This window comes from Actinomadura alba, assembly GCF_014323705.1.
Classification (GTDB): Bacteria; Actinomycetota; Actinomycetes; order Streptosporangiales; family Streptosporangiaceae; genus Actinomadura_C; species Actinomadura_C alba.
Genome location: NZ_JABVEC010000042.1, coordinates 1 through 25,809 on the forward strand (window position 1 = coordinate 1; position 25,809 = coordinate 25,809).

Annotated in this window: 22 protein-coding genes and 1 pseudogene; 11 read left to right on the forward strand and 12 right to left on the reverse strand. The window is 69.8% G+C overall.

All coding sequences use genetic code 11. The annotated features are described in order from the left end of the window. Positions 1 to 248: 248 nt before the first annotated feature. The 3 genes from HKK74_RS33940 to HKK74_RS33950 all read right to left on the reverse strand — a co-directional run bounded on the left by HKK74_RS33940 (position 249) and on the right by HKK74_RS33950 (position 2,329). Positions 249 to 527 (reverse strand): hypothetical protein, encoded by a 279-nt coding sequence (locus HKK74_RS33940; protein WP_187247505.1) that lies wholly within the window; start codon positions 525 to 527, stop codon positions 249 to 251. Further along, positions 524 to 688, reverse strand: coding sequence for an ATP-binding protein (locus tag HKK74_RS33945; protein WP_187247506.1), 165 nt, complete (start codon positions 686 to 688; stop codon positions 524 to 526). Before HKK74_RS33945 ends, HKK74_RS33940 begins: the two co-directional genes overlap by 4 nt. A 90-nt stretch (positions 689 to 778) precedes the next feature. Continuing rightward, entirely contained in the window at positions 779 to 2,329 is a 1,551-nt protein-coding gene (locus HKK74_RS33950; RefSeq protein WP_187247507.1) for a DUF6461 domain-containing protein, read from the reverse strand. A 202-nt stretch (positions 2,330 to 2,531) separates the two neighbouring features. Here HKK74_RS33950 and HKK74_RS33955 point away from each other — a divergent pair, with 202 nt between their 5' ends. The 3 genes and pseudogenes from HKK74_RS33955 (at position 2,532) to HKK74_RS33965 (ending at position 4,553) form a co-directional block, all read left to right on the forward strand. Next, on the forward strand, positions 2,532 to 2,684 hold the full coding sequence (locus tag HKK74_RS33955; protein ID WP_187247508.1) for a hypothetical protein: 153 nt from the start codon (positions 2,532 to 2,534) through the stop codon (positions 2,682 to 2,684). A 118-nt stretch (positions 2,685 to 2,802) separates the two neighbouring features. After that, positions 2,803 to 3,207, forward strand: a complete 405-nt coding sequence (locus tag HKK74_RS33960; protein ID WP_246492263.1) for a hypothetical protein — start codon at positions 2,803 to 2,805, stop codon at positions 3,205 to 3,207. 583 nt (positions 3,208 to 3,790) lie between these two features. Then, positions 3,791 to 4,553, forward strand: a pseudogene (locus HKK74_RS33965) (aldo/keto reductase). A 49-nt stretch (positions 4,554 to 4,602) separates the two neighbouring features. Here HKK74_RS33965 and HKK74_RS33970 read toward each other — a convergent pair. Continuing rightward, the gene (locus tag HKK74_RS33970) at positions 4,603 to 5,214 is read right to left on the reverse strand and encodes a TetR/AcrR family transcriptional regulator (protein ID WP_187247509.1); all 612 of its coding nucleotides are present in this window, start codon (positions 5,212 to 5,214) and stop codon (positions 4,603 to 4,605) included. A 119-nt stretch (positions 5,215 to 5,333) separates the two neighbouring features. On the opposite strand from HKK74_RS33970, the gene HKK74_RS33975 reads away from it, so the two are divergent. Continuing rightward, entirely contained in the window at positions 5,334 to 6,230 is an 897-nt protein-coding gene (locus HKK74_RS33975; RefSeq protein WP_187247510.1) for an SDR family oxidoreductase, read from the forward strand. A gap of 94 nt (positions 6,231 to 6,324) precedes the next feature. Here HKK74_RS33975 and HKK74_RS33980 read toward each other — a convergent pair whose 3' ends face one another. Continuing rightward, a complete protein-coding gene (locus tag HKK74_RS33980) occupies positions 6,325 to 6,852 on the reverse strand; it encodes a DUF3995 domain-containing protein (RefSeq protein WP_187247511.1) in 528 nt (175 codons plus the stop codon). Between the two features lie 194 nt (positions 6,853 to 7,046). Further along, the gene (abc-f, locus tag HKK74_RS33985; RefSeq protein WP_187247512.1) at positions 7,047 to 8,684 is read right to left on the reverse strand and encodes a ribosomal protection-like ABC-F family protein; all 1,638 of its coding nucleotides are present in this window, start codon (positions 8,682 to 8,684) and stop codon (positions 7,047 to 7,049) included. 454 nt (positions 8,685 to 9,138) lie between these two features. On the opposite strand from abc-f, the gene HKK74_RS33990 reads away from it, so the two are divergent. The 6 genes from HKK74_RS33990 (at position 9,139) to HKK74_RS34015 (ending at position 16,786) form a co-directional block, all read left to right on the forward strand. Beyond that, positions 9,139 to 10,173 carry a LacI family DNA-binding transcriptional regulator gene (locus HKK74_RS33990; protein ID WP_187247513.1) on the forward strand — a complete coding sequence of 345 codons (1,035 nt, stop codon included), beginning with the start codon at positions 9,139 to 9,141 and terminating at the stop codon, positions 10,171 to 10,173. Further along, positions 10,170 to 11,432: an extracellular solute-binding protein gene (locus tag HKK74_RS33995; protein WP_187247514.1), complete on the forward strand. Its 1,263-nt coding sequence runs from the start codon at positions 10,170 to 10,172 to the stop codon at positions 11,430 to 11,432. Before HKK74_RS33990 ends, HKK74_RS33995 begins: the two co-directional genes overlap by 4 nt. Positions 11,433 to 11,487: 55 nt before the next feature. Then, the gene (locus tag HKK74_RS34000; RefSeq protein WP_187247515.1) at positions 11,488 to 12,345 is read left to right on the forward strand and encodes a carbohydrate ABC transporter permease; all 858 of its coding nucleotides are present in this window, start codon (positions 11,488 to 11,490) and stop codon (positions 12,343 to 12,345) included. Positions 12,346 to 12,355: 10 nt separating this feature from the next. Continuing rightward, positions 12,356 to 13,165 (forward strand): carbohydrate ABC transporter permease, encoded by an 810-nt coding sequence (locus HKK74_RS34005; RefSeq protein WP_187247516.1) that lies wholly within the window; start codon positions 12,356 to 12,358, stop codon positions 13,163 to 13,165. Positions 13,166 to 13,188: 23 nt separating this feature from the next. Further along, positions 13,189 to 14,781: a glucoamylase family protein gene (locus tag HKK74_RS34010; protein ID WP_187247517.1), complete on the forward strand. Its 1,593-nt coding sequence runs from the start codon at positions 13,189 to 13,191 to the stop codon at positions 14,779 to 14,781. 94 nt (positions 14,782 to 14,875) lie between these two features. Next, positions 14,876 to 16,786 carry a GH39 family glycosyl hydrolase gene (locus HKK74_RS34015; protein WP_187247518.1) on the forward strand — a complete coding sequence of 637 codons (1,911 nt, stop codon included), beginning with the start codon at positions 14,876 to 14,878 and terminating at the stop codon, positions 16,784 to 16,786. A 308-nt stretch (positions 16,787 to 17,094) separates the two neighbouring features. On the opposite strand, the gene HKK74_RS34020 is transcribed toward HKK74_RS34015, so the two are convergent. Both HKK74_RS34020 and HKK74_RS34025 read right to left on the reverse strand, forming a co-directional pair. Further along, entirely contained in the window at positions 17,095 to 17,583 is a 489-nt protein-coding gene (locus HKK74_RS34020; protein WP_187247519.1) for a pyridoxamine 5'-phosphate oxidase family protein, read from the reverse strand. Positions 17,584 to 17,620: 37 nt separating this feature from the next. Then, positions 17,621 to 19,102: an MFS transporter gene (locus tag HKK74_RS34025; RefSeq protein WP_312882059.1), complete on the reverse strand. Its 1,482-nt coding sequence runs from the start codon at positions 19,100 to 19,102 to the stop codon at positions 17,621 to 17,623. Between the two features lie 114 nt (positions 19,103 to 19,216). On the opposite strand from HKK74_RS34025, the gene HKK74_RS34030 reads away from it, so the two are divergent. Beyond that, the gene (locus HKK74_RS34030; protein WP_187247520.1) at positions 19,217 to 19,711 is read left to right on the forward strand and encodes a winged helix-turn-helix transcriptional regulator; all 495 of its coding nucleotides are present in this window, start codon (positions 19,217 to 19,219) and stop codon (positions 19,709 to 19,711) included. Between the two features lie 49 nt (positions 19,712 to 19,760). On the opposite strand, the gene HKK74_RS34035 is transcribed toward HKK74_RS34030, so the two are convergent. From HKK74_RS34035 to HKK74_RS34050, 4 genes are read right to left on the reverse strand one after another with little or no spacing between them, the layout of a single operon-like run. Next, complete coding sequence (locus HKK74_RS34035; RefSeq protein WP_187247521.1) at positions 19,761 to 22,244, reverse strand: beta-L-arabinofuranosidase domain-containing protein; 2,484 nt, start codon at positions 22,242 to 22,244, stop codon at positions 19,761 to 19,763. Positions 22,245 to 22,291: 47 nt separating this feature from the next. Continuing rightward, positions 22,292 to 23,305, reverse strand: coding sequence for an ABC transporter permease (locus HKK74_RS34040; RefSeq protein WP_187247522.1), 1,014 nt, complete (start codon positions 23,303 to 23,305; stop codon positions 22,292 to 22,294). Further along, the gene (locus HKK74_RS34045; protein WP_187247523.1) at positions 23,302 to 24,264 is read right to left on the reverse strand and encodes an ABC transporter permease; all 963 of its coding nucleotides are present in this window, start codon (positions 24,262 to 24,264) and stop codon (positions 23,302 to 23,304) included. Before HKK74_RS34045 ends, HKK74_RS34040 begins: the two co-directional genes overlap by 4 nt. Continuing rightward, positions 24,257 to 25,798, reverse strand: coding sequence for a sugar ABC transporter ATP-binding protein (locus HKK74_RS34050; RefSeq protein ID WP_187247524.1), 1,542 nt, complete (start codon positions 25,796 to 25,798; stop codon positions 24,257 to 24,259). The genes HKK74_RS34045 and HKK74_RS34050 overlap by 8 nt, the downstream gene beginning before the upstream one ends. Positions 25,799 to 25,809: the final 11 nt, after the last annotated feature.

A 25,809-nucleotide genomic window follows, 5' to 3' on the forward strand; every position in this document is an offset into this window, starting at 1 on the left:
TCAGCTGTGGCCTGGCGTTCTGCTGTGGATCTCACCCACCGGCCACTGGTACCTCACCGACCCCAGCCCCTGACCGGCCGCCGGGAACCAACCGCGAAATGCGGCAGGCTCACCGATGCGCATCTGGCCACCGCTCCCCGGTGGCCGGGTCGGGAGATGGCACCTTTGTGAGGGCACGGCGGTGCGGTGTTGGGGGTAGTGGGTCGCGATAGCGAACCGCCACCGCACCGCCGTGCCGGTCTGTGGGCTCACCGCCGGAACGCTGCGCGGCCCTGGGCGATGACGAGTGCCGTGACCTCCGGGCGCTCGGCCGACTGGAGGATGTACCGGCCATCCGCGAACCAGTGGAAGGTGCCTCGACGGCACCAGACCGTCAGCTCCGCGGTCACCGAGAGGACCGAGATGCCACCGTCATGAGCCACGTACAGACGCCGGAACCCGTGGCCGCGAAGCGCCGTGGCCAGCCGATGAATCGCCTCACGAGGGCACAGCGGCACGGCGTCCACCGGAAGGTGCCACGCGATCATGACGGCCGCCGGTGGAAGACCGCGGTGACCGTACGGCTCCGCTCAGTGCCGCACCAGCCCCACCGCGTCGCAAGCGCGTCGACGGTGAGCAGCCCGAAGCCGTGCTCGGCGAACCCACCGTTCCCGATTCGAGGCTCAGCCGGACCACCCTGATCAGTCACGGCGTGAGGGCGTTGGCCACCAGTTCGCGGTGTCGCCATGGCCCGTGTGCGAGCGTGTCGGAGACGAACGCGGCGGCGTCGGATGGCGCCTCACAGTATCTGCAATGGGACCAGCAGGTGCGGTTCGTCGAGCCCGGCTGGCGTCAGCGACACGCCCGTGACTCGTTCCGCCAGGGCGAGCAACCCCGGCGCTCGCCGGTCCCCGTGACCATCCAAGGGAAGCCCCAACTCATCGACATCCTGGCGCAGAGCCTGCGGCTCGGTGCCAGTTGCCTCGTGCGGGGCATGCGCCCGAAAAGCCGTCCGCATACGTCCGTCAGCCGCGTGGTAGAACAGCGTATTGCCTCGGGCCGACCAGGCCGCGCAGACGGCAACCGAGCCGGCCGAAAGCCATTCCAAAGCCTGATATGGCCCTAGGCCGCCCCCGCCGAATTCGATCGCCACCACCCACTCTCCGGCCCGGCGAAGCGCGATCTGCTTGCGGGCCAGTACGGCAGGTCCAGTGGTCGCGCGGTCGATTCGTCCGCCCAATGCGTGTGTCACATCTTCCAGATCCTGTGTGCGGGCGAAGATCACAGTTGCTTCGAGAGCCAGCCAGTGCCGGGTGATCCAGGAGTGCCGCTCCACGGGGTTCGCTTCGGCACGAGCCTGGATCCCGTTGGCTCCTGCTGCGGGTGCGGGGTTGCCCAGAGCGTTCAACACCACCCCGCGGAAGGTGGATAGGTCCTGCCGGGCGCACTGGAGCGCCGACCGGGCCTCGTTGACTGCGCCGTAGGCCGATGCCAGCGGGTCAGGACCGCCCAGTTCCCGCACGGCCTCGACCGCCTTCACCGGCGACCAGGCCGGACCGCCGCCCTGTTCTTTGGCCGCATCGGTTAGTGAACGGACCAGCGTGCCCAGATCTCCGGGGTTTTCCCCGCGCAGTGCGGCGGCGATCTCCGGACGTTCCAGCAGCCCGGCCGCCTCAGTGGCGAACTCGGCAGCCGCCCAGGCCGCGCGGCGCAGGAATCTGGATTCGGCATGCCTCAGCGCATAGCTGACCACCGGTTCCTCGTAGGTCAGGCTCATGTGCGCAGGGTTGAACTGCCGAGGCGAAAGGTCGCGCTCCCATTCCTGGATAGGAACGATCGTGAACTCGCCGTCCAGCCAGCCTTGGGTGACCACCTGGCCGGTCACCCGCTCCGCCAGCCTGAACAGCACGGGCAACCGTGGGACGGACTCCCAGACAAGACCGGCCATCTCGCCTTGCAGCCGATCAGGTTCCACACCGTGCCGCCGCTCTGGCCACAACGCCTCGAACGTCGTCAGCACCCGGCCGTCGGCCGCGTACGCGAAAAGACCACTGTTATTGACCGACCAGTACACATTGACCGCCCGGGTGTGCTCTGCGACGCGGCGCAGCACCTCCCCACGACCGCCCTGATATCCATTGATCTCAACCGCGATCACCCAGTCACCCACCCTCCGCACCGCGACCTGGGGTCGCTCAAAGCAATCCCCCAGTTCCGCTAGCCGCGCTGGTCGTGCCTGGTCCATGCGGCCCCCGTACCCGCGGGCCACGTCCTCGGCGTTCCGGGTCGCGACCAGCGTCACGCACGCCGCCTCACCGAAATACCCACCCAAGTCCACCGCTTCGGTCATAACACCGTGATAACAGCTGACCCTGACGGTGCTCGGTGCCTTCGGCCGGTGAGGTCGACGCCTGAGGCAACCAGCGGGCGGCGGCCGGTCGGCCGAACACCCCCTGCGGAGGGAGGCCGACGGCCCGTACGGGGGAGGTGTCCCGGCCGGGCCAGGCGAGATCTTGAATGACACTCCCCGCCGGGGACACAGGAGGACGGCGATGTCTTCAAGGACCACAAAGCCGCAGATCAAGCTGGCGATGGTCGTCGCGCTCACGGCACTCATCGCCGGGGCGCTACTGGCGACCGGAGCGGACGAGCCCGAGTCGACCGCCGGCCATCAGACCACGGGAGCGTCCGATGACCGCCGTTGAGGTATCGGCCGTCGCCGTCCGTGGGACCAGAGGGCCGGTTCCGCGGTGGGCCGACTGGGCCGCGCAGGCAACAATGTGGTGTGCGCTTCCGTCGGGGATCTGGCGCATTCTTTTCGGATTGGGCCTTCCGGCCGGGTTCACCGGATCGCAGGATCCGCAGAACGGCCCGTGGTTCATGCTGCCCTACGTGATCGCTTTGACCGCCGTGGCCGAGGCGTTGGCGTTTCTCAGCATGGGCCTGGTCCGGCCGTGGGGTGAGGTCTGGCCGCGGTGGGTGCCGTTCCTGCGTGGCAGACCGGTTCGCCCGCCGGCGGCGATCATCCCGGCCGCACTCGGTTCGGTCGTGCTGACGCTGCTCTGGACACCGTTGCTTTTCGGGTTTCGGACGGACGCCGATCCTGAGCTGCCGCACGGGGCCAAAGCTGTGATCCTCTTCCTGTGTTACCTGCCTCTGGTCGCTTGGGGTCCGTTGCTCGCGGCGGTGACGGTGGCGTACGCGGTCCGCCGTCGGCGCCATGGCTGACGGGTGATCACGCTCTTGCGGTCGGCCGGTGGGGACACGTCCCGGCGATGACGGATGCCCGACCGATCTCCGGCCCGCCCGACCACTGGCTGCGACTCCCCCCACGCGACTACTGGCACTGACGTCATGGTCGGTCGGCGGCCTGGGTGGGGACCGACTCCCGTAGCACGGTTGCGAGTCCGGCCCAGGTGTCGATCGCTGTCGCCCAGTCGGGAAACGCTCTCGTCAGGGGCTTGATCGCCGATTCCGCCCAGGAAAGGTAGCGATGCTCGACGGTGTCCAGGTGGGGGCCAGTGCGTCGAGGCGGTCGTCGACGAAGTGGGTGACACCGAGGCGCTCGCTCCGGCGCCTTGTAGCGGCGTTTCCCGGACGCGGGGACCATGGGATCCGGTTCCTCGCGGCGACGCGAACCTGCGCTCACATGCCGGCCCCTTCCATGAGATCGCGCATTGCTCACGCTCAGCGTCGGTCACCAACGCTGTTATGGTGATCGACGCTGAGTAAGGAGCGAAAACGACACATGGCATCGAGCACGTTCCGCATCGGGGGTGAGCGCAACGTGCGGCGGCTCGGGTTCGGGGCCATGCATCTGCCGACCGAACCCGGACCGAATCGGAAGACCTCCATCGCGGTGGCCCGGCGCGCCGTCGACCTCGGCGTCACGCTGATCGACACCGCGCACCTGTACGGCTGGGGCGCCAACGAAGAGCTCCTCGCCGAGGCGCTCCATCCCTATCCGGACGACCTGCTCATCGCAACGATCGCCGCCGAACCCCCCGCACGATGCGGCGCTCAATGGGCGGCCGGACTTCCTGCGCTCGCAGGTCGAGCAGGCCCTCCGCCGGCTCCGGGTCGAACGACTCGAACTGCTCCAGCTGCACCGCATCGATCCGGAGGTGCCGCTCGCCGATCAGCTCGGTGCGCTGCGAGAGCTCCAGATCAAGGGCAAGATCGGCCACATCGGGCTCTCCGAGGTCACCGTCGCCGAGCTCGAGCAGGCGCGGCAGGTCGTCGACGTCGCGAGCGTGCAGAACCGCTACAGCGTGCTCGATCGCGAGCACGAGGCCGTGCTCGACGCCTGCGAGGCGGCGGGGATCGCCTTCCTGCCCTGGCGGCCCGTTCACCCTGCGGTATCGGCTGCGACGGGCGAGATCGCCGCCGTGGCCGCCGAACTCGACGCCACCGCCGCGCAGGTCGCGCTCGCGTGGCTGCTCGACCGGTCGCCGGTCGTGCTGCCGATCCCGGGCACCGGCACGATCGGCCATCTCGAAGAGAACGTCGCCGCGGCCGACGTGCGGCTGAGCAGCGATCAGTGGCGGCGGCTCGATCGGGTCCCGCCGCGCTGAAAGTCGGCCACGGGCCACGGTGGGCTTGCTCCCGCTGCGACGCGACCGCTCAGCTCGGACGTGGGCGCAGTCCGTTCAGGGCGGTCTCGACCACGGTGTCGGCGAACTCGGTCGTGAGCGGGCCATCGCGGTTCAGCCACCGGCTCCGCAGCGGCCCCCACAACATCTCCAGTGCCACGTCGAGGTCCATGTCCGGGGCGAGTTGCCCGGCGCGCTGGGCGCTGCGGAGACGTCGGCGCTTGAGTTCCTTGACCGGCTCGTCCAGCCGCTCGGTGAACTCCGCGGCGAGGTCCGCGTCGACGAGCATCTCGATGGCCAGGGCGCGCATCGGCTCGCTGTAGCGAGGGTCGTTCAGTTCGGCGACGGTGGCCTGGAGGACCACCTTGAGGTCGGCTTCGAGGTCGCCGGTATCGGGCAGTTCGGCGGACTGCTCGTCCTGGCCCTCGTTGAGCATCAACAGCGCGTCGAACAGCACCGCCCCCTTCGACGGCCACCAACGATAGATCGTCTGTTTGCCGGCTCCGGCCCTGGCGGCGATGCCCTCGATACTGAGCCGGGCGTACCCGACCTCTCCGGCCAGTTCCAAGGCGGCGGTGAGGATGGCATGGCGGGTGGCCTGGCTCCGCCGCGCGGACTGTGGGGTTCTGCGCTGCGTCGTCATGTGGGAAGTATACGACGATGCGAGACGAGGCGTTCCGTCTTGCATTGCTCGCCCGCACCCATGTACTGTCCATTCGAGACGAAACGTCTCGTCTTATGTATAGGAGAACAGGACTCACCATGACCATCACCCCAGGCACCCCCGCCACCTCCTCGACGACCTCGTCCGCCGGCCGCGTCTGGTTCATCACCGGAGCCAGCCGGGGTCTGGGCCGGGCCTTCACCGAGGCCGCGCTCGCCGCCGGTGACCGCGTGGTCGCCGTGGCGCGCACCCTGACCGCCCTGGAGCAACTGGCCGCCGAGCATGGCGACTGCCTGCTCGCCCTCCCACTGGACGTCACCGACCGGGCGGCGGTACGCACCACCGTCGACGAGGCGGTGCGGCATTTCGGCCGCCTCGACATCGTCGTCAACAACGCCGGCTTCCTCACCATGGGGATGGTCGAGGAGTTCAGCGAGGCCGAAGCCCGTGCGCAGATGGAGACCAACTTCTTCGGGGCCCTGTGGGTCGGCCAGGCCGTGATGCCCCAACTGCGAGCCCAGGGATCCGGGCACATCGTCCAGGTCTCCAGCATCGGCGCGCTGGGCGGCTTCGCCCTCACCGGGATGTACAGCGCCAGCAAGTTCGCACTGGAAGGGATGAGCGAGGCCCTGGCCGCGGAAGCCTCGCGCTTCGGCATCAAGGTGACCATCGTCGAACCCGGCGGCTACTGGACCGACCTCTACACCACCGGGATGGCCGCCACCGAGCCGATGGACGCCTACGCGCCGCTGCGAGCCGAACTGGAGAAGCAGTTCGCCGACGGATCCGTGGACAGCATGCCGCACCTGGCCGCCGAGGCCGTGATGAAGCTCGTGGACAGCGACGACCCGCCGCTGCGGCTGCTGCTGGGCAGCGCCATCTACGACCTGGCCTTCGACATCTCTCGGCAGCGGATGGCCACCTGGGCGGCCTGGGAGGAGACCAGCCGTGCCGCCGAGCAGGCCACCGAAGCACCCGAGGGGTACGGTTCGTGAGGGCCGACCCCGCCCCGGTCCTGGACCGGACGCTCTAGCGCCGCCCCAGATGCCCGTCGTCGTCGTGAGCACGGCGAGCGCCTGAACGAATGTGCTAGACGTCCATCTCCGACGTCCGTTCTGTGCGGCGACGGGTGGAGCTCCAGGTGACCGCGCCGAGTAGCAGGCCCCAGATCAGGAACCACGGGTCCCACAGGAACAGATGCCAGTTGAAGGCCGTCCAGTCCATGTCCGGCGAGGCTTCGAGTACGCCCGTCTTCACCAGCCTCTGCCCGCCGACCAGCAATCCCCCGTACAGGACGAGGACCGTCGCGGCTCCCCACGACAGGGTCAGCAGCATCCATCGCGGGAACCGCCGCCCCCAACTCTGTACGAGGGCCGGCCCGAGCACGGCAGCGACCAGTTTCAGCCCGGCGATGAGCCAGACCATCGCGATCATGAGCGGGTCGCGGGCCCGGGCGAGCCGTTCGAGCTCACCGCCCAAGGTGTCGAGCCCGGCCGTTCCGCCCGCGGCCCAGTAGGCGCTGACCAGCGCGTACAGCAGCCCGAGCACGAAGGCGGCATGGCCGCACCACGCCAAGCGGGCCGGTACGCACGCCCGGTCGCCATCGCTTTCCTTCATCGTTGTTCTAACCGTTCTTGGACGCGGCGAGAAGGAGTTCGGCCAGCGCCCTGGGCGGGCCCTTCTCACCCGCCCGCCGCACGGGTGAGTTGAGTTCGCCGAGCGGGCACGGACCGAGGTCTTGGTGCCGACGGCATGCCGGAGCATAACGCGATGTTGGGGCCCTTCCGTACGGAGCCACCCGTACGGTGCTCTCAGTCACCGTCGGGTGTCCCCGTCTCCAGCAACCGGCCGTCAGAAAGCCGCAGCCAGCGGTCCACCTTGACCTCCGCGAGGAACCGCTCGTCATGGCTCACCACCACGAACGCGCCTTCGTAGGCGTTGAGCGCGTTCTCCAGCTGACCGACGCTGACCAGGTCGAGGTTGTTGGTCGGTTCGTCCAGCAGCAACAGCTGGGGTGCCGGTTCCGCGAACAGGACGCAGGCCAGCGTGGCGCGGAGCCGCTCGCCACCGGACAGCATCCCGACCGTGAGGTGAACGCGGGAACCTCGGAACAGGAAGCGGGCGAGGAGATTCATCCGCTCCGCCTCCGGTATCCCGGGCGCGAACGCGGCCAGGTTCTCCGCCACGGTGCGGTCGAGGTCCAGCAGATCCAGCCGTTGGGACAGGTAGGCGATCCGGCCGTCCGCCCGCTTGGTCCCGCCGCCCTCCGGCTCCAGCTCGCCGTTGATCACGCGCAGCAGGGTGGACTTGCCCGTGCCGTTCGAGCCGGTCAGCGCGATCCGCTCCGGACCCCGGATCACCAGATCGGCGCCCTCCCCCGCGAAGAGAGGCCGCTCACCGTAGCGGACCTGCATCCGTTCGCCGAGGAAGACCGTGCGTCCGGCCGGCACGTTCGTCCCGGGTAGTTCCAGCGCGATCCGCTGTTCGTCGCGCAGGGCGCGGCCCGCCTCGTCGAGCCGGGCCCTGGCGTCGCCGAGCCGCGCGGCGTGCGTCTCGTTCGACTTCCCCGCCGATTCCTGTGCGCGCCGCTTCATCGCCCCGGCGACGATCTTCGGCAGACCCGCGCTTTCGATGTTGCGGGCGGCGTTGCCGGCCCGGCGCGCGGCCCGCTCGCGCGCCTGCTGCATCTCCCGCCGCTCCCGCTTGACCTCCTGCTCGGCGTTGCGGATGTTCTTCTCGGCGACCTCCCGTTCGGCGCGTACCGCCTCCTCGTACCGGGTGAAGTTCCCGCCGTAGGAGCGGACCTCGCCCCGGTCGAGTTCGGCGATGCGGTCCATGCGGTCGAGCAGTACGCGGTCGTGGCTGACCAGCAGCAGGCAGCCGTTCCAGTCCTCGAGGACGCCGTAGAGCGTGCGGCGCGCCTCGAGGTCGAGGTTGTTGGTCGGTTCGTCGAGCAGCAGGACGTCGGGCCGCTTCAGCAGCTGTGCCGCCAGGCCGAGGGAGACGACCTGACCGCCGCTGAGGGTGTGCAGACGCCGGGTAAGGGAGATCTCCCCGAGGCCGAGCCGGTCCAGCTGGGCACGGGTGCGCTCCTCGATGTCCCAGTCGTTGCCGATCGTGGTGAAGTGCTCCTCGCTCGCGTCTCCGGACTCGATGGCGTCCAGTGCCCTGATCACCGGAGCGATTCCCAGGACCTCGGCCACGGTCAGGTCACCGACGAGAGGCAGGCTCTGTGGGAGGTAGCCGAGCACGCCGTTGGCGGACACGCTCCCGCCGCTGGGCCGGCACTCGCCGGCGATCAGCTTGAGGAGGGTGCTCTTACCGGCGCCGTTCGGTGCGACCAGGCCCGTGCGGCCGCCGCCCACCGTGAAGGACAGGTCCTGGAAGACCGGGGTGTCGTCGGGCCAGGAGAAGGAGAGGTTCGAGCAGATGATGAACGCATCGGACATGCGAGAGCCCTCGAATGTGAGGCGGGCGTACCGGGGCCGCCCGGCGGGGAACAGGGATTCATGAAACGACGACAGAGCCACGGCGGCGGCGCTGAAGCGCGCCTGCCGGTGGCCGATCACATCCGGGAATCACCCGGAGATGTCGTCGTCACCCGCCACGTCTGGTCTCCCTTGTTCCGATCACTCGCGACTCACCATGGTAATAGGGGTTCTCCGCAAGGTGCGACGGGAGCCCATGGCGGCGGATCCGCTGCAACGCTCATCTGACCGACGCGCCGGTCCTCCTGGGTCCGACCGCCTGCACGGCCGGCGGCTCGGCGAGAAAGATCCCCGCACCCCCTTACCTTTCGCCCCGCTTCATGCCACACTCAACCATCCCGATGGAAGCGCTTACAGTTTTCCTTCTCAGCAAAGTGGAAGCGCTTACAGTCAGCGTGGAAGGACGAGCGACGACGTGCCGGAAGACCCCCCTAACTCAGCCCCGGCACACGGGCCAACGATCTATGAGGTCGCGCGCCGGGCGGGCGTCTCGATCGCGACGGTCTCGCGGGCGCTTCGCGACACCGGACCGGTCGCGCCGCGCACCCGCGCCAAAGTGCTCGCGGCGGTCGAGGAACTGCGCTTCACCCCGAGCCGCCTCGGCGTCTCGCTCGCCGAGGGCCGGCACGCCGCCAACGGGATCGTGTTCCCCGACCTGTCGGGTCCGTACTACGCCGAGGTCGTGCTCGGCTACGAAGAGGTGGCCTCCGAGCTCGGCCGCTCGGTGATCATCTTGTCGGCGCGCGGCCGATCGAACGTGCGCGACCAGGTCAAGGACCTCGCCGGCCGGGTTGACGGCCTGGTCGTCTTCGGCCACACGGTCGACGACGCGACGGTGCGCGAACTCATGGCGGCGGGGCTCCCGGTGGTGCTGCTCGCCCGCGCCCCTATCGCCGGCGCGGACCTCGTGGCGTCGGAGAACATCGCCACCGCCGGGGTTCTCACCGAGCACCTGCTCGGCCACGGTTACCGCGACCTCACCATGCTCGGTGCCTCCACGGGCGACGACATCGGCGAGCGCTGGGCCGGCGTGACGCGGGCGCTGTCGGCGCACGGGCTCACCGCCGGGCCTCCCGTGCCGTGCGAGTTCACCGTGGACGGCGGGCTCGCGGCCGGGCGCGACCTGCTGCGCCGCCGCACCCGGCCCGAGGCGGTGATCTGCGCCGACGACCAGGTGGCCCTCGGCATGTTGCTCGCCGCCGAGGAACTCGGGCTCGATGTGCCGGGGGACCTCGCGGTGACCGGCTGGGACGACATCATGGCCGCCCGCCACGCCCGCCCCGCGCTGAGCACGGTCCGCCAGCCCATGCGCGAGCTCGGCGCGCGGGCGGCGCGGGCACTCGACGAACTCATCACCGGCGCGCGGGCGACCACGCGTCACCAGACACTCGCCACCGAACTGGTCGTGCGGACCAGCTGCGGCGAGCACCCACCCCAGGAGGATCTATGAGGAAATTCAGCAGACGGGCCGCCATCGGCCTGGTCGCCACCGGACTGGTGCTGAGCGGCTGCGGCCGCGACGCGGGCACCTCGGCCGACAAGGCCAAGGACGTCGGGGCCGGGAAGATCTCCGGCACCGTCACCGTCTGGGCGATGGGCACCGAGGGCGAGCAGCTCGGTGCCTTCGCCAAGGAATTCGAGGCGGCCAACCCCGGCGTCAAGGTGGTCGTCACCCCGATGGGGTTCGACGTCGCCCACGACAAGATCATCTCGGCGATCGCCGGGGGCGCCACCCCCGACATCAGCATGATCGGCAGCACCTGGATGGGCGAGCTGGCCAAGACCGGCGCCGTCGAGCCCACCCCGAGCAATCTCATCGACAAGTCGGCGTTCTTCCCCGGCTCCTGGGAGACCGTCCTGTCCGGCGGCACCGCCTACGGCGTGCCGTGGTACGTCGAGACCCGCGCCTTCTACTACCGCAAGGACCTGGCCGACAAGGCGAAGGTCAAGGCGCCGACCACCTGGGAGGAGACACAGTCCTTCGCCTCGGCGGTCAAGGCGAAGGCCGGCGCCTCCCAGGGCGTCTACCAGAACTTCCGGGTCGGCAGCTGGCAGGAGGTCGTCCCACTGGTCTGGCAGGCGGGCGGAGAGATCGTCGAAGGGAACAAGTGGACCTTCGACACCCCGCAGATGGTGAGCGCACTCACCCAGTTCCAGTCCTTCTACAAGAAGGGCACCGCGCCGAACAAGGTCGCCGAGGGCGCCTTCCCACAGAACTTCATCAAGGGCGAGGCCGCCGCGTTCTACTCCGGCCCCTGGATGATCTACGGCCTGGACAAGGACGGCGGCGCCGGCTTCGACCAGAAGTACGACGTCGCGCCGTACCCCAAGGGCTCGGCGGGCGGCACCTCCCTGATGGGCGGCGGCGACCTCGTCGTATTCAAGAAGTCCAAGAACCGGGACGCCGCGTGGCGCTTCATCCAGTGGCTGAGCGACCCGAAGACGCAGGTGAAGTGGTTCCAGACCACCAAGGGCCTGCCCGCCGTGCAGAGCGCCTGGCAGGACCCGGCGCTCACCTCGGACAAGCGCGTCGCGGTCTTCGGCGAGGTGCTCAAGACCGCCAAGACCCCGCCGCCGTACTCCACCTGGGAGCAGGTCGCCCGGGTGCTGGAGGGCGAGATCCAGAAGGTGGCGTTGCTGAAGACCTCGCCCGCCGAGGCGGCCAAGGTCATGCAGCAGAAGGCCGACGACATCGGCACGGGCCTCTGACGTGCAAGTGAACGCGGGGCGGCGAACCACGGCCGCACGGTCTCGTGGCCGCCTGATGGCCTGGGTCTTCGCCGCCCCGTTCCTGATCCTGTTCGTCCTGATGTACGCCGGGCCGCTGCTCGCCGGCTTCGGGATGAGCTTCACCGACCTGCGCAGCACCGATGTCCAGAATCCGCTGAACGTCAACGGCGTCGGCCTGGACAACTACCAGCGGCTGATGCAGGACGAGGCGATGCGCAAGGCCGCCTGGAACACCTTCTTCTTCGTGGCGACGGGCGTACCGCTGACGATCCTGCTCGGGCTCGGCGCGGCCGTGGCCCTGCATTCGGGGATCAACCGGGCGCGGGTGTTCTTCCGGGTCGGCTACTTCATGCCGCACGTGACCAGCATCATCGGCATCGCGGTCGCCTGGCGGTTCCTGCTCGATCCCGAGTCGGGCCTGCTCAACCAGGGTCTCGGCCTGGTCGGCGTGGACGGCCCGGCATGGCTCGCCGAGGAGAGCACAGCGCTGCCGTCGCTGGTGGTCATGGCGGCATGGCGGGGTTTCGGCTTCGACATGGTGATCTTTCTCGCCGCCCTTCAGGGCATCCCGAGAGATCTCTACGAGGCCGCCGACGTCGACGGTGCGGGGCGATGGGCCACGTTCCGCAAGATCACGGTGCCCATGCTGCGCCCGGCACTGTTGTTCACCGCCGTCTACTCGACCATCGGCTTCATGCAGTTCCTCGAGGAGCCGCTGGTCATGACCCAGGGCGGCCCGCTCGACAGCACCCTGTCCGCCTCGTACGCCATCTACAAGCAGTTCGGCGTGGGCAACTACGGCTACGCCGGAGCCGCGGCGAGCGTGCTGTTCACCGTGATCGTCGCCCTGTCGTTCCTGCAGTTCCGCATGCTCCGGCCGAAGCACCACTGAGGAGGCGGCGATGGTCAGAAAAGCCGTACTGTACGTCCTGCTCACGCTGGGCCTCGGCGTGGTCGTCACCCCGTTCGGCTGGGCCGTGCTCAGCTCGTTCAAACCCGAGCAGGAGATCCGCCAGAGCCCGCCGACGTTCCTGCCGGAGCGGCCGACGCTGGACGGCTACCGGGCGCTACTCGACCAGATGGACCTGTTCATCGTGTTCCTGAACAGCGTCGTGGTGGCGGGGGTCATCGTGGCGGCCAACATCCTGTTCTGCTCGATGGTGGCCTACGCCCTCACCAAGCTGCCATTCCGCGCGCGCAACATCGTGTTCGCACTGGTCATGGTGCAGATGATGGTGCCCGGCATCGTGCTGATGATCCCGCAGTTCGTCGTGGTGGCGAACCTCGGCCTGGTGAACACGATCTTCGGCATCGTCCTGCCCTACCTGGTCATGCCACTCGGGATCTTCCTTATGCGGCAGTTCATGGCGGAGATCCCCGACGAACTGGTGCACGCTGCCCGCATCGACGGCGCCGGCGAGTTCCGGATCTTCTTCCGGATCGTCATGCCGCTGTGCAAGCCGGCACTGGCGACCCTCGGCCTGATCACCTTCCTGACCGCGTGGAACAACTTCCTGTGGCCGGCGGTCGTGGCCCAGACCCAGGACCGCTACACCCTGCCGGTCGCGCTCGCCATCTTCTCCAACCACCAGACCTCCCAATACGGCCTGCTGCTCGCCGGTGCGGTGGTGGTCGTCGCGCCCGTCCTCATCCTCTTCCTCGCCCTGCAGCGCTTCTTCATCGAAGGCATCGCCTCCACAGGCATCAAGTGACCCCCACCCCCTGGAGGACCTCCATGCGATCCGTCCGTTCCCGCGCCCTGGCCGGCGCGCTCACCGCGGCCGTCGGCGCCGCTGTGGCCACCGGCCCGGTCGCGTCCGCCGCCGTCCCCTCATCCCGCCCCTCGTCCTCGGCGGCCACGTCTGCCACCCTCCGCGCGTACGCCACCGACACGTGGCGGTCCATGGACGCCATGACCGATCCCGGCACCGGCCTGCCGGCCGACAAGATCACCGGTGATCTGAAGACCCGGGCCGCGGTCACCTCGCCGACGAACATCGGCGCGTACCTGTGGAGCACCCTGGTCGCCCGCGACCTCGGGTTCATCTCCGCGCGAGAGGCCGCGAGCCGGGTCGGCCGGACGCTCGACTCGGTCGGCCGGCTCGAACGCCACTCCCCGGACGGTCAGTTCTACAACTGGTACGACCCGAAGACGCTCAAGGTGGTCACGATCTGGCCGGAGGACGGCAGCCAGGTCAAGCCGTTCCTGTCCAGCGTCGACAACGGCTGGCTGGCCACCGCGCTCATGATGGTGCAGAACGCCGTCCCACAGGAGAAGGCCCGGGCCGGACGGCTGCTCGCCGGGATGGACTTCAGGTCCTACTACGACCCGAAGGCGGCGACGAACGGCACCGGCCTGCTTCGCGGCGGTTTCTGGCCGAAGGACCCGGCCCCGACCTGCTCGATCAAGGCCGACTACCTCGGCACCGGAACAGAGGTGTACCAGACCTGCCACACCTATGGCTCGCCCGGTGAGACGCGCATCGCCACGTACGTGGGCATCGCGCGCGGGCAGCTTCCGCCCCAGCACTACTTCGGGCTGCTGCGCACCCTCGGCGACGACGGCTGCTCGTTCGGCTGGCAGGAGCAGCGCCCGCAAGGGGAGTTCCAGACCCACCTCGGGATCAGGACCTACGAGGGCACGTACGGATACCGGGGCATGCGGCTGGTCCCGATCTGGGGCGGCAGCATGTTCGAGGAGCTCATGCCGGACCTGTTCGTGCCCGAGCAGAAGTGGGCGGCGCGAAGCTGGGGACGCAACCACCCCGTGTTCGTCGCCGCCCAGGTCGCGCATGGCATGGAGGAGGCGAAGTACGGCTACTGGGGCTTCTCGCCGTCCAACGACCCCCACGGCGGCTACCGCGCGTACGGCGTGGACGCCATCGGGATGCAGTCCGACGGGTACCCCTCCGACGAGGAGGGGACGCTGGTCGACTACGGCTATGAGGGCTGCCGCGAGGCCGCGCCCGAACCGGCGGCCTACGGCGACGGCATCGTCACTCCGCACGCCTCGTTCCTGGCCCTGCCGTACGCGCCGCGCGCCGCCCTCGGCAACCTGGCGGAGCTGCGGCGCGACTTCGACGCCTACGGCCCGGGCGGCTTCTACGACGCGATCGCCGTGCGCAGCGGAAAGGTGTCGAAGTTCTACCTCGCCCTCGACCAGGGAATGATCATGGCCGCGCTGGGCAACGAGCTCTCCCACGGCAACATGCAGCGCTACTTCGCCACCGGCGAGGTCGAGGATCGGCTCCGGCCGGTCCTGGGCCTGGAGGACTGGGACGTCGTTCCGCCCTCCTCCGCCATGCGGGCCCGGCTGAGCCTGGACTGACCATCCCCCACCCGCCGTCCGCCGCCGCGCGGCCCGCCTCGCGCGGCGGCGGACGGTACGGACCCATCATCGACACGAAATCGGGGACATCGACATGACCAACATCTCCGGCGCGACCGCGGACGAGGCACGGCGCGACTGGCAGGCCAGGATCTACAAGGCGTCCGGCACCGCGGCGCCCTCGGCGGGCGTCACGCTCACCGCCCCCGGGGGGCTTCGCGCCACGGCGGGGGTGGCGCAGGTGACCCTGTCATGGGAACCGGTGGAGGGCGCGGCAGGTTACCTCGTGCACCGCTCCGACCACGTCGACGGCCCCTTCGAGCCGATCCGGCAGCCCGACGTGGACGTGCCCGCCGTCCCGGGCACCTCCTACGTCGACACCGGTATGGCCGGCCCGCGGTGGTACGTCGTCACGGCGATCGCCGCCATGGACGTGGTCGGCCCACTGTCGGCCCCCGTCCCGGCCACCCCGCTCGCCGGCCCGCCCGCCACCGAGGAGGCCCCGCGCGAACCCGCGCCGGAGGGCATGCCGGAGGTCGCCGTCCGCGTGCACGCGGGGCGGGTGACCCGCCCGCTCCCCCGGCCGTGGCGGCACATGGTCGGCTCCGAGCATCTGTCCCACCTGCTGAGCGCCGACAAAACCGGAGGACGGCCGATCGGCGCGGAGCTCACCGAGGCACTGCGGATCATGCACGACGAGCTCGGCGTGAGCACCGTCCGCGCGCACGCGATCCTCTGCGACGACCTCGGGGTGTACCGCGAGGTCGACGGTGCTCCAGTGCACGACTTCAGCGGCGTCGACACGGTCTATGACGCGATCATGTCGTTCGGCATGCGGCCGATCGTCGAACTGTCGTTCATGCCGCGGGACCTGGCTCGCGACCCCTCGCAGACGGTGTTCGGCTATGGGGCGATCATCTCCCCGCCGCACGACTACGACCGGTGGGGCGATCTGGTGCAGGCGCTGGTGGCCCACCTGGTGGCGCGGTACGGCCTCGAGGAGGTCCGCGACAACTGGGCCTTCGAGGTCTGGAATGAGGCCAACCTGGAGGTGTTCTGGTCCGGCACGCCGGAGGAGTTCTTCCGGCTGTACGACGTCTCGGCGGCGGCGGTCAAGAGCGTCGACCCGGCGCTACGCGTCGGCGGGCCGTCGTCGGCGGCCAACGGCTGGGTGGACGAGCTGCTCACTCACGTCGCCGCGTCGGGCGCGGCCGTCGACTTCATCTCGACGCACACCTATGGGAACGCCCCGCTGGACTGGCGGCCGGCCCTGGCACGGCACGGCCGCGAGGGCACCCCGATCTGGTGGACCGAGTGGGGGCCGACGCCCACCCACTTCCACGGCATCGGCGACGGCGCGTTCGGCGCGGCGTTCCTGCTGCACGGCATGAGGTCGGCGGCCGGGCGGCTGGACTCACTGTCACACTGGGTCGCCTCCGACCACTTCGAGGAGCTCGGCCGGCCCCAAGCGCTCTTCCACGGCGGGTTCGGCCTGCTGACCGTCGGCAACCTGCGCAAGCCCCGCTTCTGGGCGCTGTCGCTGGCCGACCGGCTCGGTGACGAGGAACTCGAAGCGACCGTGCACGGTGACGTCGCCGGGGTCGAGTCGTGGGCCGCGCGCGGCTCCGGCCGGGTCGGCGTGCTGCTCTGGAATTCCACGCTCAACCAGGCCCAGGCCGACGGGGACCCGCTGCTGGACCGCTACGTCACGGTCACCGTGGAGGACCTGCCGCCCGGCGAGTACGAGCTGCGGCACCACCGTGTGGACGAGTCGCACTCCAACATCCGGACGGCCTGGCGGAGCATGGGCGGCGGCGACGGCTGGCCGACCGGGGAGCAGTGGGCGGAACTGCACGCCGTGGACGCGCTCGAGGAGTTCGCGCCGCCGGACCGGGTGAACGCCCGCGGCGGGCCCGTCGCGATCCGCTTCGCGCTCCCCATGCCGGGAGTGTCCTACCTGGAGTTCAGCCCGATCGCCGGGTCCGCCGAGCGATCCGCCGAATGACCGGCTCCGCGGACACCGAGGCGTGAGCGGTGCTGGCAGCGGAGGCAGCGCGTCGTCTTTCAGGTTCCGCGCCGCTTTCAGCTTCGTGGCGGGACGGCGCGCGTGATCGGTCCGAGCACCGGGCCGAGCGGTGGGCATGCGGGGATCGCTCACGCGGTCAGCACGACGGCGGCGTGAACGTGACGGGCAGGCTGCCGTCCTGGCACGTACGCCGCCCTCGCGAGACCGGTCCGGGTCTCACGAGGGCGGCGCGGTGGACTGATTCCGTCATGTCTTGAGGCAGTACGTCAGCCCCAGGTCCAGCGCCGTCAGGCGGTGCCCTCGGCCTGCCAGATCGTGCTGCCGAGGTCAGTGCCGCGCACGAGTTGGACGCGCCAGGGATCCACGCGCAGGACGTGGTACTCGGGATCCGTCGGTCCGCCCCTCCAGTACCTCACCGGGTCATAACCCACCCCCGGCGGTTCTCCCTTGCGGTACGACTCCCACACCGTTCGCTTGACCTCCGGGTCGTCGACCCACGTGGCGACGCCGTCGATGAACACCGCGTTCTGCCGCGGGTTCCAGTAGGAGAAGGTGGTGTGCGGGTTGTTGGCGAGGTGCGCCACCTTGACCGGGGTCTTGTAGGCGGCGAGCCAGCCGACCGGCCGGTCGCCCGTCATCTCCCAGATCGGCAGCAGAACCCGCGCGCGGGGCCGCCCCTTCTTGTCCACTGTGATCATCGTGGCGTAGCCGATGTCACTGATGTACGCGAAGAACGCGTCCTGTATTTCGCTGAACGATCGCACTTTCGCCGTCATCTCGGTCTCCCTTCGAGGTTCGCCGGTGACCGGCGGCTCACGGCCGCGCCCCGGTGGCCGCCGGTTCCACGCCCGCCTTCGCCGGGTCGGCCGGGACGGAGCCCGGTGTCCCGGCGCGGCGCAGGCCGAACGCGGTGACGATCGCGGCGAGCACGACGGCGGCGACCGGCACGATCAGTGCCGCCTGGAAGGCGTCGAGACGCGCCCCGGGTGAGCGACCGGCTCCGAGGGCGGCCACGTTGACGGCGGTGACGGCCGACAGGCCGAGTGCCGCGCCGAACTGGAACGCGGTGTTCAGCAGGCCGCCGGCCAGGCCCTGCTCCCGCTCGGCGATGCCGTCGGTGGCGGCGATGGTGAGCGGCCCGTAGACCAGGGCGAAGGCGAGACCGAGCAGGATCATGGTCGGGAACATGGCCGCGTACGTCCAGTCGAGCCCGACCGGCAGGAACAGCGCGTAGGCGACGACCGCGATCACCAGCCCACCGAAGATCACCCGGACATTGCCGAACCGTTCCATCAGCCGCGGCGTGAGCGTCGGGGCGAGGACGGCGTCGATGCCGATGGCCAGCAGCGCCAGACCTGTCTGAAGCGTCGTCCACCCGCGCAGTTCCTGCAGGTACAGGGTGGCCAGGAACTGGAAGCCGAAGAACGAGCCCGCGAACAGCATCGCGCCCAGGTTGGCCCGCGCGAGCGGGCCCGAGCGGAGGATTCCCAGGCGTACGAGCGGCTCGGCCGACCGGCGTTCGACCGAGATGAAGGCGGCCAGGAAGGCGAGGGCCGCGCCGAACGCGCCGAGCGTCCAGCCCAGTCCCTCAGCGGGGTGCTCCAGCCGGACCACCGCGTAGGCCAGAAGCAGCATCGCGCCGGTCACAGTGATCGCTCCGGCCATGTCGAACCCGTGGCCGGAGTGCTCCGGGCGGTCCTTCGGGATGAGCGGGACGGCGAGCACGAGGATCACGGCCGACAGGATGACCGGCGCGAAGAACACCCACCGCCAGTCGATCGAGGAGAGCACACCGCCGATGACGAGCCCGAGCGAGAACCCGGCCGACGCCGTCCCCGCGTAGACGAGGAGGGCCTTGTTGCGCTGCGGGCCCTCGGCGAAGCCCGTGGTGATGATGGACAGGCCGGCGGGGGTCATGAAGGCCGCGGCCACCCCCGTCACGAATCGCGCGACCAGGAGCATCCATCCCTCGGTCGCGAATCCGCCCAGCCCGGAGAAGAGGAGGAAAACGGTGAGCCAGAACAGGAACATCCGCCGCCGGCCCAGCAGGTCGGCGGCGCGCCCGCCCAGCAGCATGAATCCGCCGTAGCCGAGCACGTAGGCGCTCACGACCCCGCTCAGCATGCCGGTGGACAGATCGAGGTCGGCCCGGATCGACGGCAGCGCCACGTTCAGCATCGCCACGTCGATCCCCTCGAGGAAGATCGCTCCACAGAGGACGAACAGCATGCTCCAGGCGCGCGCGCCGATGCGGCCGGTGCCGCCGCCGAGTGGCGGGGACTGCGGTGTTGACACGAGTCGACTCTCCTTTTTTCGCGAAGGCGAGGACCCGGCCGGCCGTTACGGTTCTTCAATGGCCTGCCGGTTCCCTCTTGTAACCGAGAGCATCATCCGGCACTATTTGTGACCATGGAAGACGGCACTTTCACGTCCCCCGGTTACTGCACGGATACCGCAGGCGACTACGACGTTCTCCAGTGGGACGCCCGGGAGGACTGCGAGGTACGGCAGATCCTCGACCGCGTCGCGGACAAGTGGTCGCTGCTCGTCATCGCCCTGCTCGACCGGAGATGCCTGCGGTTCACCGAACTGCGCCGCAGCATCGACGGCATCAGCCAGCGCATGCTCAGCAGAACGCTCCGCCACCTGGAACGCGACGGGCTCGTCCACCGGACCGTGCACCCCGTCGTGCCGCCGCGCGTCGACTACGAGCTCACGCCGCTGGGGACGACTCTGCACGCCACCATCCGCTCGCTGGTCACCTGGACCGAGGCGCACCAGAACGAGATCGCGGCCGCCCGTGCCGCCTACGACGCCCGGCAACTCGCCGAGCAGGAAACGGCCGAGCAGGATGCGGCCGAGCGGGACCGCATCGCCAGGAAGGTCGTCACAAGCGGGCGCTGACCAACGGCGCGGTGGCGTCCACGTTCCGGATGCCCATCCGGCACCCGCCTCACGGGGCGGTGCGCGGGACCTCCCATTCGAGGATCCCCGCGGAGAACCCGTCACGGAGCCGCGCGGCGATCCTGATGCCGCGGGTGACCACTGGAGCGAATGTCACCCGGTTCACCGCGTCGACGGCGACGCCGTAACCGGAGGCCGCCGTGACCGGCCGCCATTGTCCACCGTCGAGCCAGAGCAGTTCCCATGACGCCGGTACCCTGCATCGGCCGATTCCCGTGTCGTCGAACCAGTACACGGCGCAGCTCTCGACCCGGACCGGCTCGGCGTACTCGTACTGCACCCACTCGGCGGTTCCGAGGTGGTCCCACCAGGTGAAGCGCGGGATGCCGTGATCCGCGGAACTGCTCGGCCACCTGCCGTCGTAGAGGGCGAGCACGGAGCCCTCGGCATGCGATGCCGACGCCTCGACCTCGGGCAGCGTCCACTCGTGCGCGTCCGGACCGGTCCCCGCGACCGGGAACGACGTGATCCGCAGCCGCGCGGCGCCCATCGGGATCAGCCGCACCTCCTCCCCCGGGCCGTTCGTGCGCGCGGGGCTGTCCTGCAGCACCCGCACGACACCCTGCGGATCGGCGCGCCAGTTATCGATCTTTCGCGCCTTCGCCCGTAGCTCGAGGGGCGCGGTCCGCGGGGTGAACGGGTCGTCCGGTACGTCACCGCGCCGCCGGACGACCCGGAAGCGGTCCGGCTCCGGCCGGTCGAGGGCGTAGTTCCACGGCGATGCCGGGAAGACCTCGTACTCCGGCCACTCGGGCGTGCCGCCGGTCCTCTTCCAGGTCTCCTCGATCGCGAGAGAGAACGTGAGCGGCCCGTGGTCCACGGACACCGAGCCGTGGTTGCGGGTCCAGGTACGCACCGACGTGCGCATCGGCAGGGTCAGCTCGATCCGGTCGCCGTCTCGCCACGTCCGCTCGACGACGAGGTAACCGGAACCGTCCGTCCGCACCGGCACGGCACGCCCGCCGACCCACAGCCGGGGCTTCGCGCACCAGCCCGGGACCCTCAGGTAGAGCGGGAACGCGACGGCCCCGCCGGTGGACACCGACAAGCGCACGGTGTCGTCGAACGGGTAGCCGGTCCGCTGGTCGATCGTCACCTGCCGGTCGCCGGCGACGCGCGCGGTCACCGTCGAGTCGGCGTACATCGACGCCGCGAGCCCTCCGTCATGCGTCGCGAGCCAGAGCTCCTCGACGTAGTAGGGCCAGCCCATGCCGTAGTTGTGCGGGCAGCACCGGTAGTTGTGCACGCCGGGCAGGTAGGCCTCCATGGCGAACCCGTTCTGGAACTGCCCGTAGACCTTGGCGGTCCGGTCCAGCCGGACGCTGTTCGCACTGGTGATGTAGTGCACCGACCGCTGCTCCGGATCGAACGCGGCCGGCATGAGATTGATCGCCAGCTCCTCGCACCTGTCGGTCCACACCGGGTCGCCGGTGAACCGGGTGAGCATTTCGAAGCTGTGCATGAACTCGACGATCCCGCAGGTCTCGAAACCCTGGCGGGGATCACCGAAACCATCGCGGGTGTTCTCGTCGCCGGCGAAGCCGCCACCGGCGAACTGCCCGTACTCCCCCATCACGGTCGCGTAGTTGCGGTAAGTGGCCTCGGCGTACTTGAGGTCCTTGGCGAGCAGGCCGTACTGCAGCGGCTCACGGAAGCCCTGCGCGATGTTGACGTTGTGCCGGGTCGGCAGACCGCTCACGTAGTCGGCCGAGCCGGAGTGCATCTTCTCCACCAGATCGAGCAGCCACGACTCGCCCGTACGGTTGTAGAGCCAGTAGACGCTGTCGATGTTGTCGCCCCACCGGAACGCCCCCCAGCTCCGGTTGAACACCTCCGGCGGCTGGTCGGCCTGGAACCGGAAGTACTTCGTCATGAACGGCACCACGCGTTCGTCGGCGGCGTACTCGTACCACGACCGGAAGGCCGACAGCAGCGGCATGCCCGGCCAGAAGTCCGGACCGTTCTCGAGCGACGTGCGCAGCCTCGCCGGCCCGAACCAGCCGTCGGCCTGCTGTGTGGCGATGATGCCGTCCAGCCACCGCCTGGTCGTCGCGAGCGCACGCTCGTCGCCCGTGACGTACGCGAGGTCGCCGAAGCCGCGCAGCCAGTACGGCAGCTCCTCCCACGCGTTCTTCTCCGGGTGCACCCAACCGCAGGTGTCGTAGTCGAGGAAGTCGGAGACCTGGTCGTAACGGCCGCACAGCCCGTCGAGTTGCAACCGCAGTTGGTGGCCCAGCCACCCCCTGGCCCGGACCGCGCCCGGCGGCAGCTTCAGGAACGGCGTCGGTGCCAACGGCGAGCGGTTCGGGGCGTACAGCCCGCCGGAGGTGCCGGCCACGGGACGCTTGACGAACCGCACGCTCGTGTCCCCGGCCGAATCCGATGCGAAAGCGCGACCGCTCGTCGCCAACGCCGCCGCGGTGACACCTCCGGTGATGAGGAAGCCACGCCGGCCGATCGATGAGTGCTCCATCAGGTCCTCCCGCTCTGGTGTGGGGTGACTCGGTCGAGGGAACGGCGTCAGGTCAGCCGCTGGACCCGGCTCAGGATGCGCTGGGCGATGACGACCAGGGCGAGAAAGACTCCGCTGACGACCTGCTGGAAGGCGGAGGTGAGATTGCCGACCTGGTTGATCAGGTTCTGGATCACGCCGAGGAGCAGGACGCCCGCCATCGTGCCGGTCAGCCCGCCGGCACCCCCGGTCAGCAGGGTGCCGCCGATGACCACGGCCGCGATCGCGTCCAGTTCCAGCCCGATACCGAGGATGGTCACGCCGGACGACAGCCGGGCCGCGTTGAGCGCTCCGGCCAGCCCGGCGAGCAGCCCCGACATGAAGTAGACCAGGACCTTGGTGCGGACGATCGGTACCCCCATGAGCGCCGCCGCGTCCTCGTTGCCCCCGATGGCGAACACGTTCTGCCCGAACCCGGTGCGCTGCAGCAGGGCGATGCCGATGACGCACAGCAGCACGGTGAGGTAGACGGGGTAGGTCAGGCCGAGGAACCCGTCCTGCCCGAGCGAGGCGAAGGCCCGGTCCTCCACCAGGTACGTGGTGGCGCCCTCGTCCGAGATTGCCAGCATGATGCCCCGTACGCCGAGCAGGCCCGCCAGCGTCACGATGAAGGGGGCCATCCGGGACCGCGCTATGAACAGGCCCTGCAGAAGACCGATCGCGCCGCACACCACGAGCGGCAGCCCCAGCGCGCCCACGATCCCGGCGCGGGATCCGTACGCGGCCAGCACTCCGCCGAGCACGAACAGCGACCCGACCGACAGGTCGATGCCACCGCTGATGATCACAAACGTCATTCCGATGGCGACGATCGCGAGGAACGACGAGGAGACGGCGATGCTGGCGGCGTTCTCACCCCCCGCGAACGAGTCGAAAGCGACCGACCCGAACACGATCAGCGCGAACAGCACCATGAGCGCGCCGTGCTGCTGCAGCAGCCGGCTCACCGTTTCCCCGCGTGCCGGGCCGGCGGCCGGGGCGGCCGCCCCCTCCCGGTCGGCCATCACGTTCGAGTGGGTCATCGCGCTCCCCGCTCCCGGGCCGCGTACACCGCGGCAAGAATGATCACGGCCTGAACTATCTGCGTCCACGACTGCGGAAGGTTGTGCTTGATCAGGGTCGCCTGGAGCAGCTGCATCAGCAGCGCCCCCATGACGGTGCCGAGAACGCGGATCCGCCCGCCGCTCAACGGCGTACCGCCGATGACCACCGCGGTGATCGCCGACAACTCCATGAACATTCCGAGCGAGGTCGGGTCGCTGGCCTGGAGCCGGGCGGTGGCGAGCACACCGGCCCCGGCGGCGAGCAGGCCGGAGATGACGTAGACGAGGAGCAGGACCCGTCGCACCGGAAGGCCGGACAGCTCGCTGGCGGTGCGGTTGCCGCCGATCGCGACGACCTGCCTGCCGAAGGTGGTGCGCCGGACGAGGAAGGTGACCACGGCGGTCAGGCCCACCGCGATGAGCACGACGAGGGGCACGCCCATCACCGAGTCGCTGCCGAGCGCGATCAGTGTGGGGTCGGTGAACTCCCTGAGCTGCGGCACGAGCACGTTGGCGAGCCCTCTGATGCCGACGAGCAGCGCGAGCGTGGCGACGATCGGCTGCACGCCGACGTACGCGACCAGTGCGCCTCCGACCGCACCGGCGACGCCGCCGGCGAGCAGTGCCAGAAGCAGGGCGGGAAGAGCCCCGTACCCCAGGTAGAGCACCACGACTGAGGCTGCCAGCGCCATGACCGAGCCGACCGACAGGTCGATGCCCTCGGTGCCGATCACCAGCGCCATCCCGAGCGACACGATGACGATGGGCGCAACCTGCACCAGCTGGGTCCGGAAGTTGCCGGTGTCCACGAAGTGCGGGGTGAACGCCACGTTGAACAGCAGCAGCGCGAGGACCGAGGCGTAGACGCCGTACTCCTGCAGCCAGGCGAGGACCCGCGCCCGATCGATCCCCTGACGCTCGGCCACGGCCTCAGCCATGGGGCTCCTCTCCGGACCTGGCCGCGATGGCGGCCATGATCTGTTCTTCGGTCACGTCGGCGCCGGCCAGCTCCGCCACGACCGCTCCGTCCCTCAGCACGAGGATCCGGTCCGAGGCGGACACGAGCTCCTCGAGGTCCGAGGAGATCAGTAGCACGCCCAGGCCCGCACCGGCCAGCTCCTCGATCAAGGTCTGCACCTCCGCCTTGGCGCCGACGTCGATGCCCCGGGTGGGTTCGTCGAGCAGCAGCGCCTTGGGACTCATGGCCAGCCAGCGGGCCAGCAGTACCTTCTGCTGGTTGCCGCCGGACAGCTCCGACACCCGCTGGTGGGGGGATGCCGCCTTGATCCGCAGCCGTCGCATGAACGTCTCCACGACCCGGTCGATCCGGGCGTCCGACACGACGCCCGCCCGGGCCAGGCGCGGCAGCGCCGCCAGTGCGATGTTCTCCCGCACCGACAGCGTGGGCACGATGCCCTCGGCCTTTCGGTCCTCGGGCAGCATGCTGACGCCGGCCCGGATCGCCCCCGCCGTGGAGCGACGCCGCAGCGGGACGCCGGCCACGATCACCTCGCCCGCGTCCACCGGCATCGCCCCGACGATCGCCTTGGCCGTCTCGGTGCGGCCGGCACCGAGCAACCCCCCGAGACCGACCACCTCACCCCGGCGCACTTCTATCGACACGTCCCGCAGGACATGCCTGCGCGCCAGGCCCCGGGTCTCCACGACCGGCACCGGGGCCGCGCCGTCCGGCGTCCTCGCCGGGCCGGCCGAGCCGACCGCCCGAACCTCGGCGAGATCGCGGCCGAGCATGAGCGAGATGAGCCGGAGCCGGTCGAGGCCGGCGAGCGGCCCTGTGTGCGCGACCTTTCCGTCCCGTAGCACCGTCACCCGGTCGCAGATCTGGTAGAGCTCCTCCAGCCGGTGACTGACGTAGACGGTCGAGATCCCTCGGTCGCGCAGCTCGCCGATGACACCGAACAGCGTCGCGACCTCGCGCGGCTCCAGCGACGACGTGGGCTCGTCCATGATCACTACCCGTGCGTCGACGGAGACGGCGCGGGCCAGCGCCACCATCTGCTGGGCGCCCACGCTGAGCGAGCGCAACGGGCGCCGTACGTCCACGCTCAGGCCGTAGCCGGCCAGAACGTGTTCGGCCTGGGCGTGCAGCCGGGGCAGATCGATGCCGCCGAGACGGCCCCGTGGTTCGTGCCCCAGCAGCAGGTTGCGGGCCACGCTCATCAGCGGGATGAGATTGACCTCCTGATAGATGGTCGAGATCCCGGCCCGCTGCGCCTCCAGCGGCGTGCCGAAGGCGACCGGCCGGCCGTGAAGGCGCAGCCGCCCGCCGTCCGGCCGGTGCACACCGGTGAGGACCTTGACCAGCGTCGACTTCCCCGCGCCGTTCTCGCCGACGAGGGCGTGCACCTCTCCGGGCCCGAGGGACAACGACACCTGGTCGAGGGCGAGGACCCCGGGAAACCGTTTGGAGACCTCCGTCGCCTCCAGCACCGGTTCTGTGCTCTTCGTCATCCTCGGCGGCC

Bases quoted from the DNA above. Each gene is read 5' to 3' on its own strand.
- HKK74_RS33940 (WP_187247505.1), bottom strand. From the start codon at position 527: ATGATCGCGTGGCACCTTCCGGTGGACGCCGTGCCGCTGTGCCCTCGT.
- HKK74_RS33950 (WP_187247507.1), bottom strand. From the start codon at position 2,329: ATGACCGAAGCGGTGGACTTGGGTGGGTATTTCGGTGAGGCGGCGTGC.
- HKK74_RS33955 (WP_187247508.1), top strand. From the start codon at position 2,532: ATGTCTTCAAGGACCACAAAGCCGCAGATCAAGCTGGCGATGGTCGTC.
- HKK74_RS33970 (WP_187247509.1), bottom strand. From the start codon at position 5,214: ATGACGACGCAGCGCAGAACCCCACAGTCCGCGCGGCGGAGCCAGGCC.
- HKK74_RS33975 (WP_187247510.1), top strand. From the start codon at position 5,334: ATGACCATCACCCCAGGCACCCCCGCCACCTCCTCGACGACCTCGTCC.
- HKK74_RS33980 (WP_187247511.1), bottom strand. From the start codon at position 6,852: ATGAAGGAAAGCGATGGCGACCGGGCGTGCGTACCGGCCCGCTTGGCG.
- abc-f (WP_187247512.1), bottom strand. From the start codon at position 8,684: ATGTCCGATGCGTTCATCATCTGCTCGAACCTCTCCTTCTCCTGGCCC.
- HKK74_RS33995 (WP_187247514.1), top strand. From the start codon at position 10,170: ATGAGGAAATTCAGCAGACGGGCCGCCATCGGCCTGGTCGCCACCGGA.
- HKK74_RS34000 (WP_187247515.1), top strand. From the start codon at position 11,488: ATGGCCTGGGTCTTCGCCGCCCCGTTCCTGATCCTGTTCGTCCTGATG.
- HKK74_RS34005 (WP_187247516.1), top strand. From the start codon at position 12,356: ATGGTCAGAAAAGCCGTACTGTACGTCCTGCTCACGCTGGGCCTCGGC.
- HKK74_RS34010 (WP_187247517.1), top strand. From the start codon at position 13,189: ATGCGATCCGTCCGTTCCCGCGCCCTGGCCGGCGCGCTCACCGCGGCC.
- HKK74_RS34015 (WP_187247518.1), top strand. From the start codon at position 14,876: ATGACCAACATCTCCGGCGCGACCGCGGACGAGGCACGGCGCGACTGG.
- HKK74_RS34020 (WP_187247519.1), bottom strand. From the start codon at position 17,583: ATGACGGCGAAAGTGCGATCGTTCAGCGAAATACAGGACGCGTTCTTC.
- HKK74_RS34030 (WP_187247520.1), top strand. From the start codon at position 19,217: ATGGAAGACGGCACTTTCACGTCCCCCGGTTACTGCACGGATACCGCA.
- HKK74_RS34035 (WP_187247521.1), bottom strand. From the start codon at position 22,244: ATGGAGCACTCATCGATCGGCCGGCGTGGCTTCCTCATCACCGGAGGT.
- HKK74_RS34040 (WP_187247522.1), bottom strand. From the start codon at position 23,305: ATGACCCACTCGAACGTGATGGCCGACCGGGAGGGGGCGGCCGCCCCG.
- HKK74_RS34045 (WP_187247523.1), bottom strand. From the start codon at position 24,264: ATGGCTGAGGCCGTGGCCGAGCGTCAGGGGATCGATCGGGCGCGGGTC.
- HKK74_RS34050 (WP_187247524.1), bottom strand. From the start codon at position 25,798: ATGACGAAGAGCACAGAACCGGTGCTGGAGGCGACGGAGGTCTCCAAA.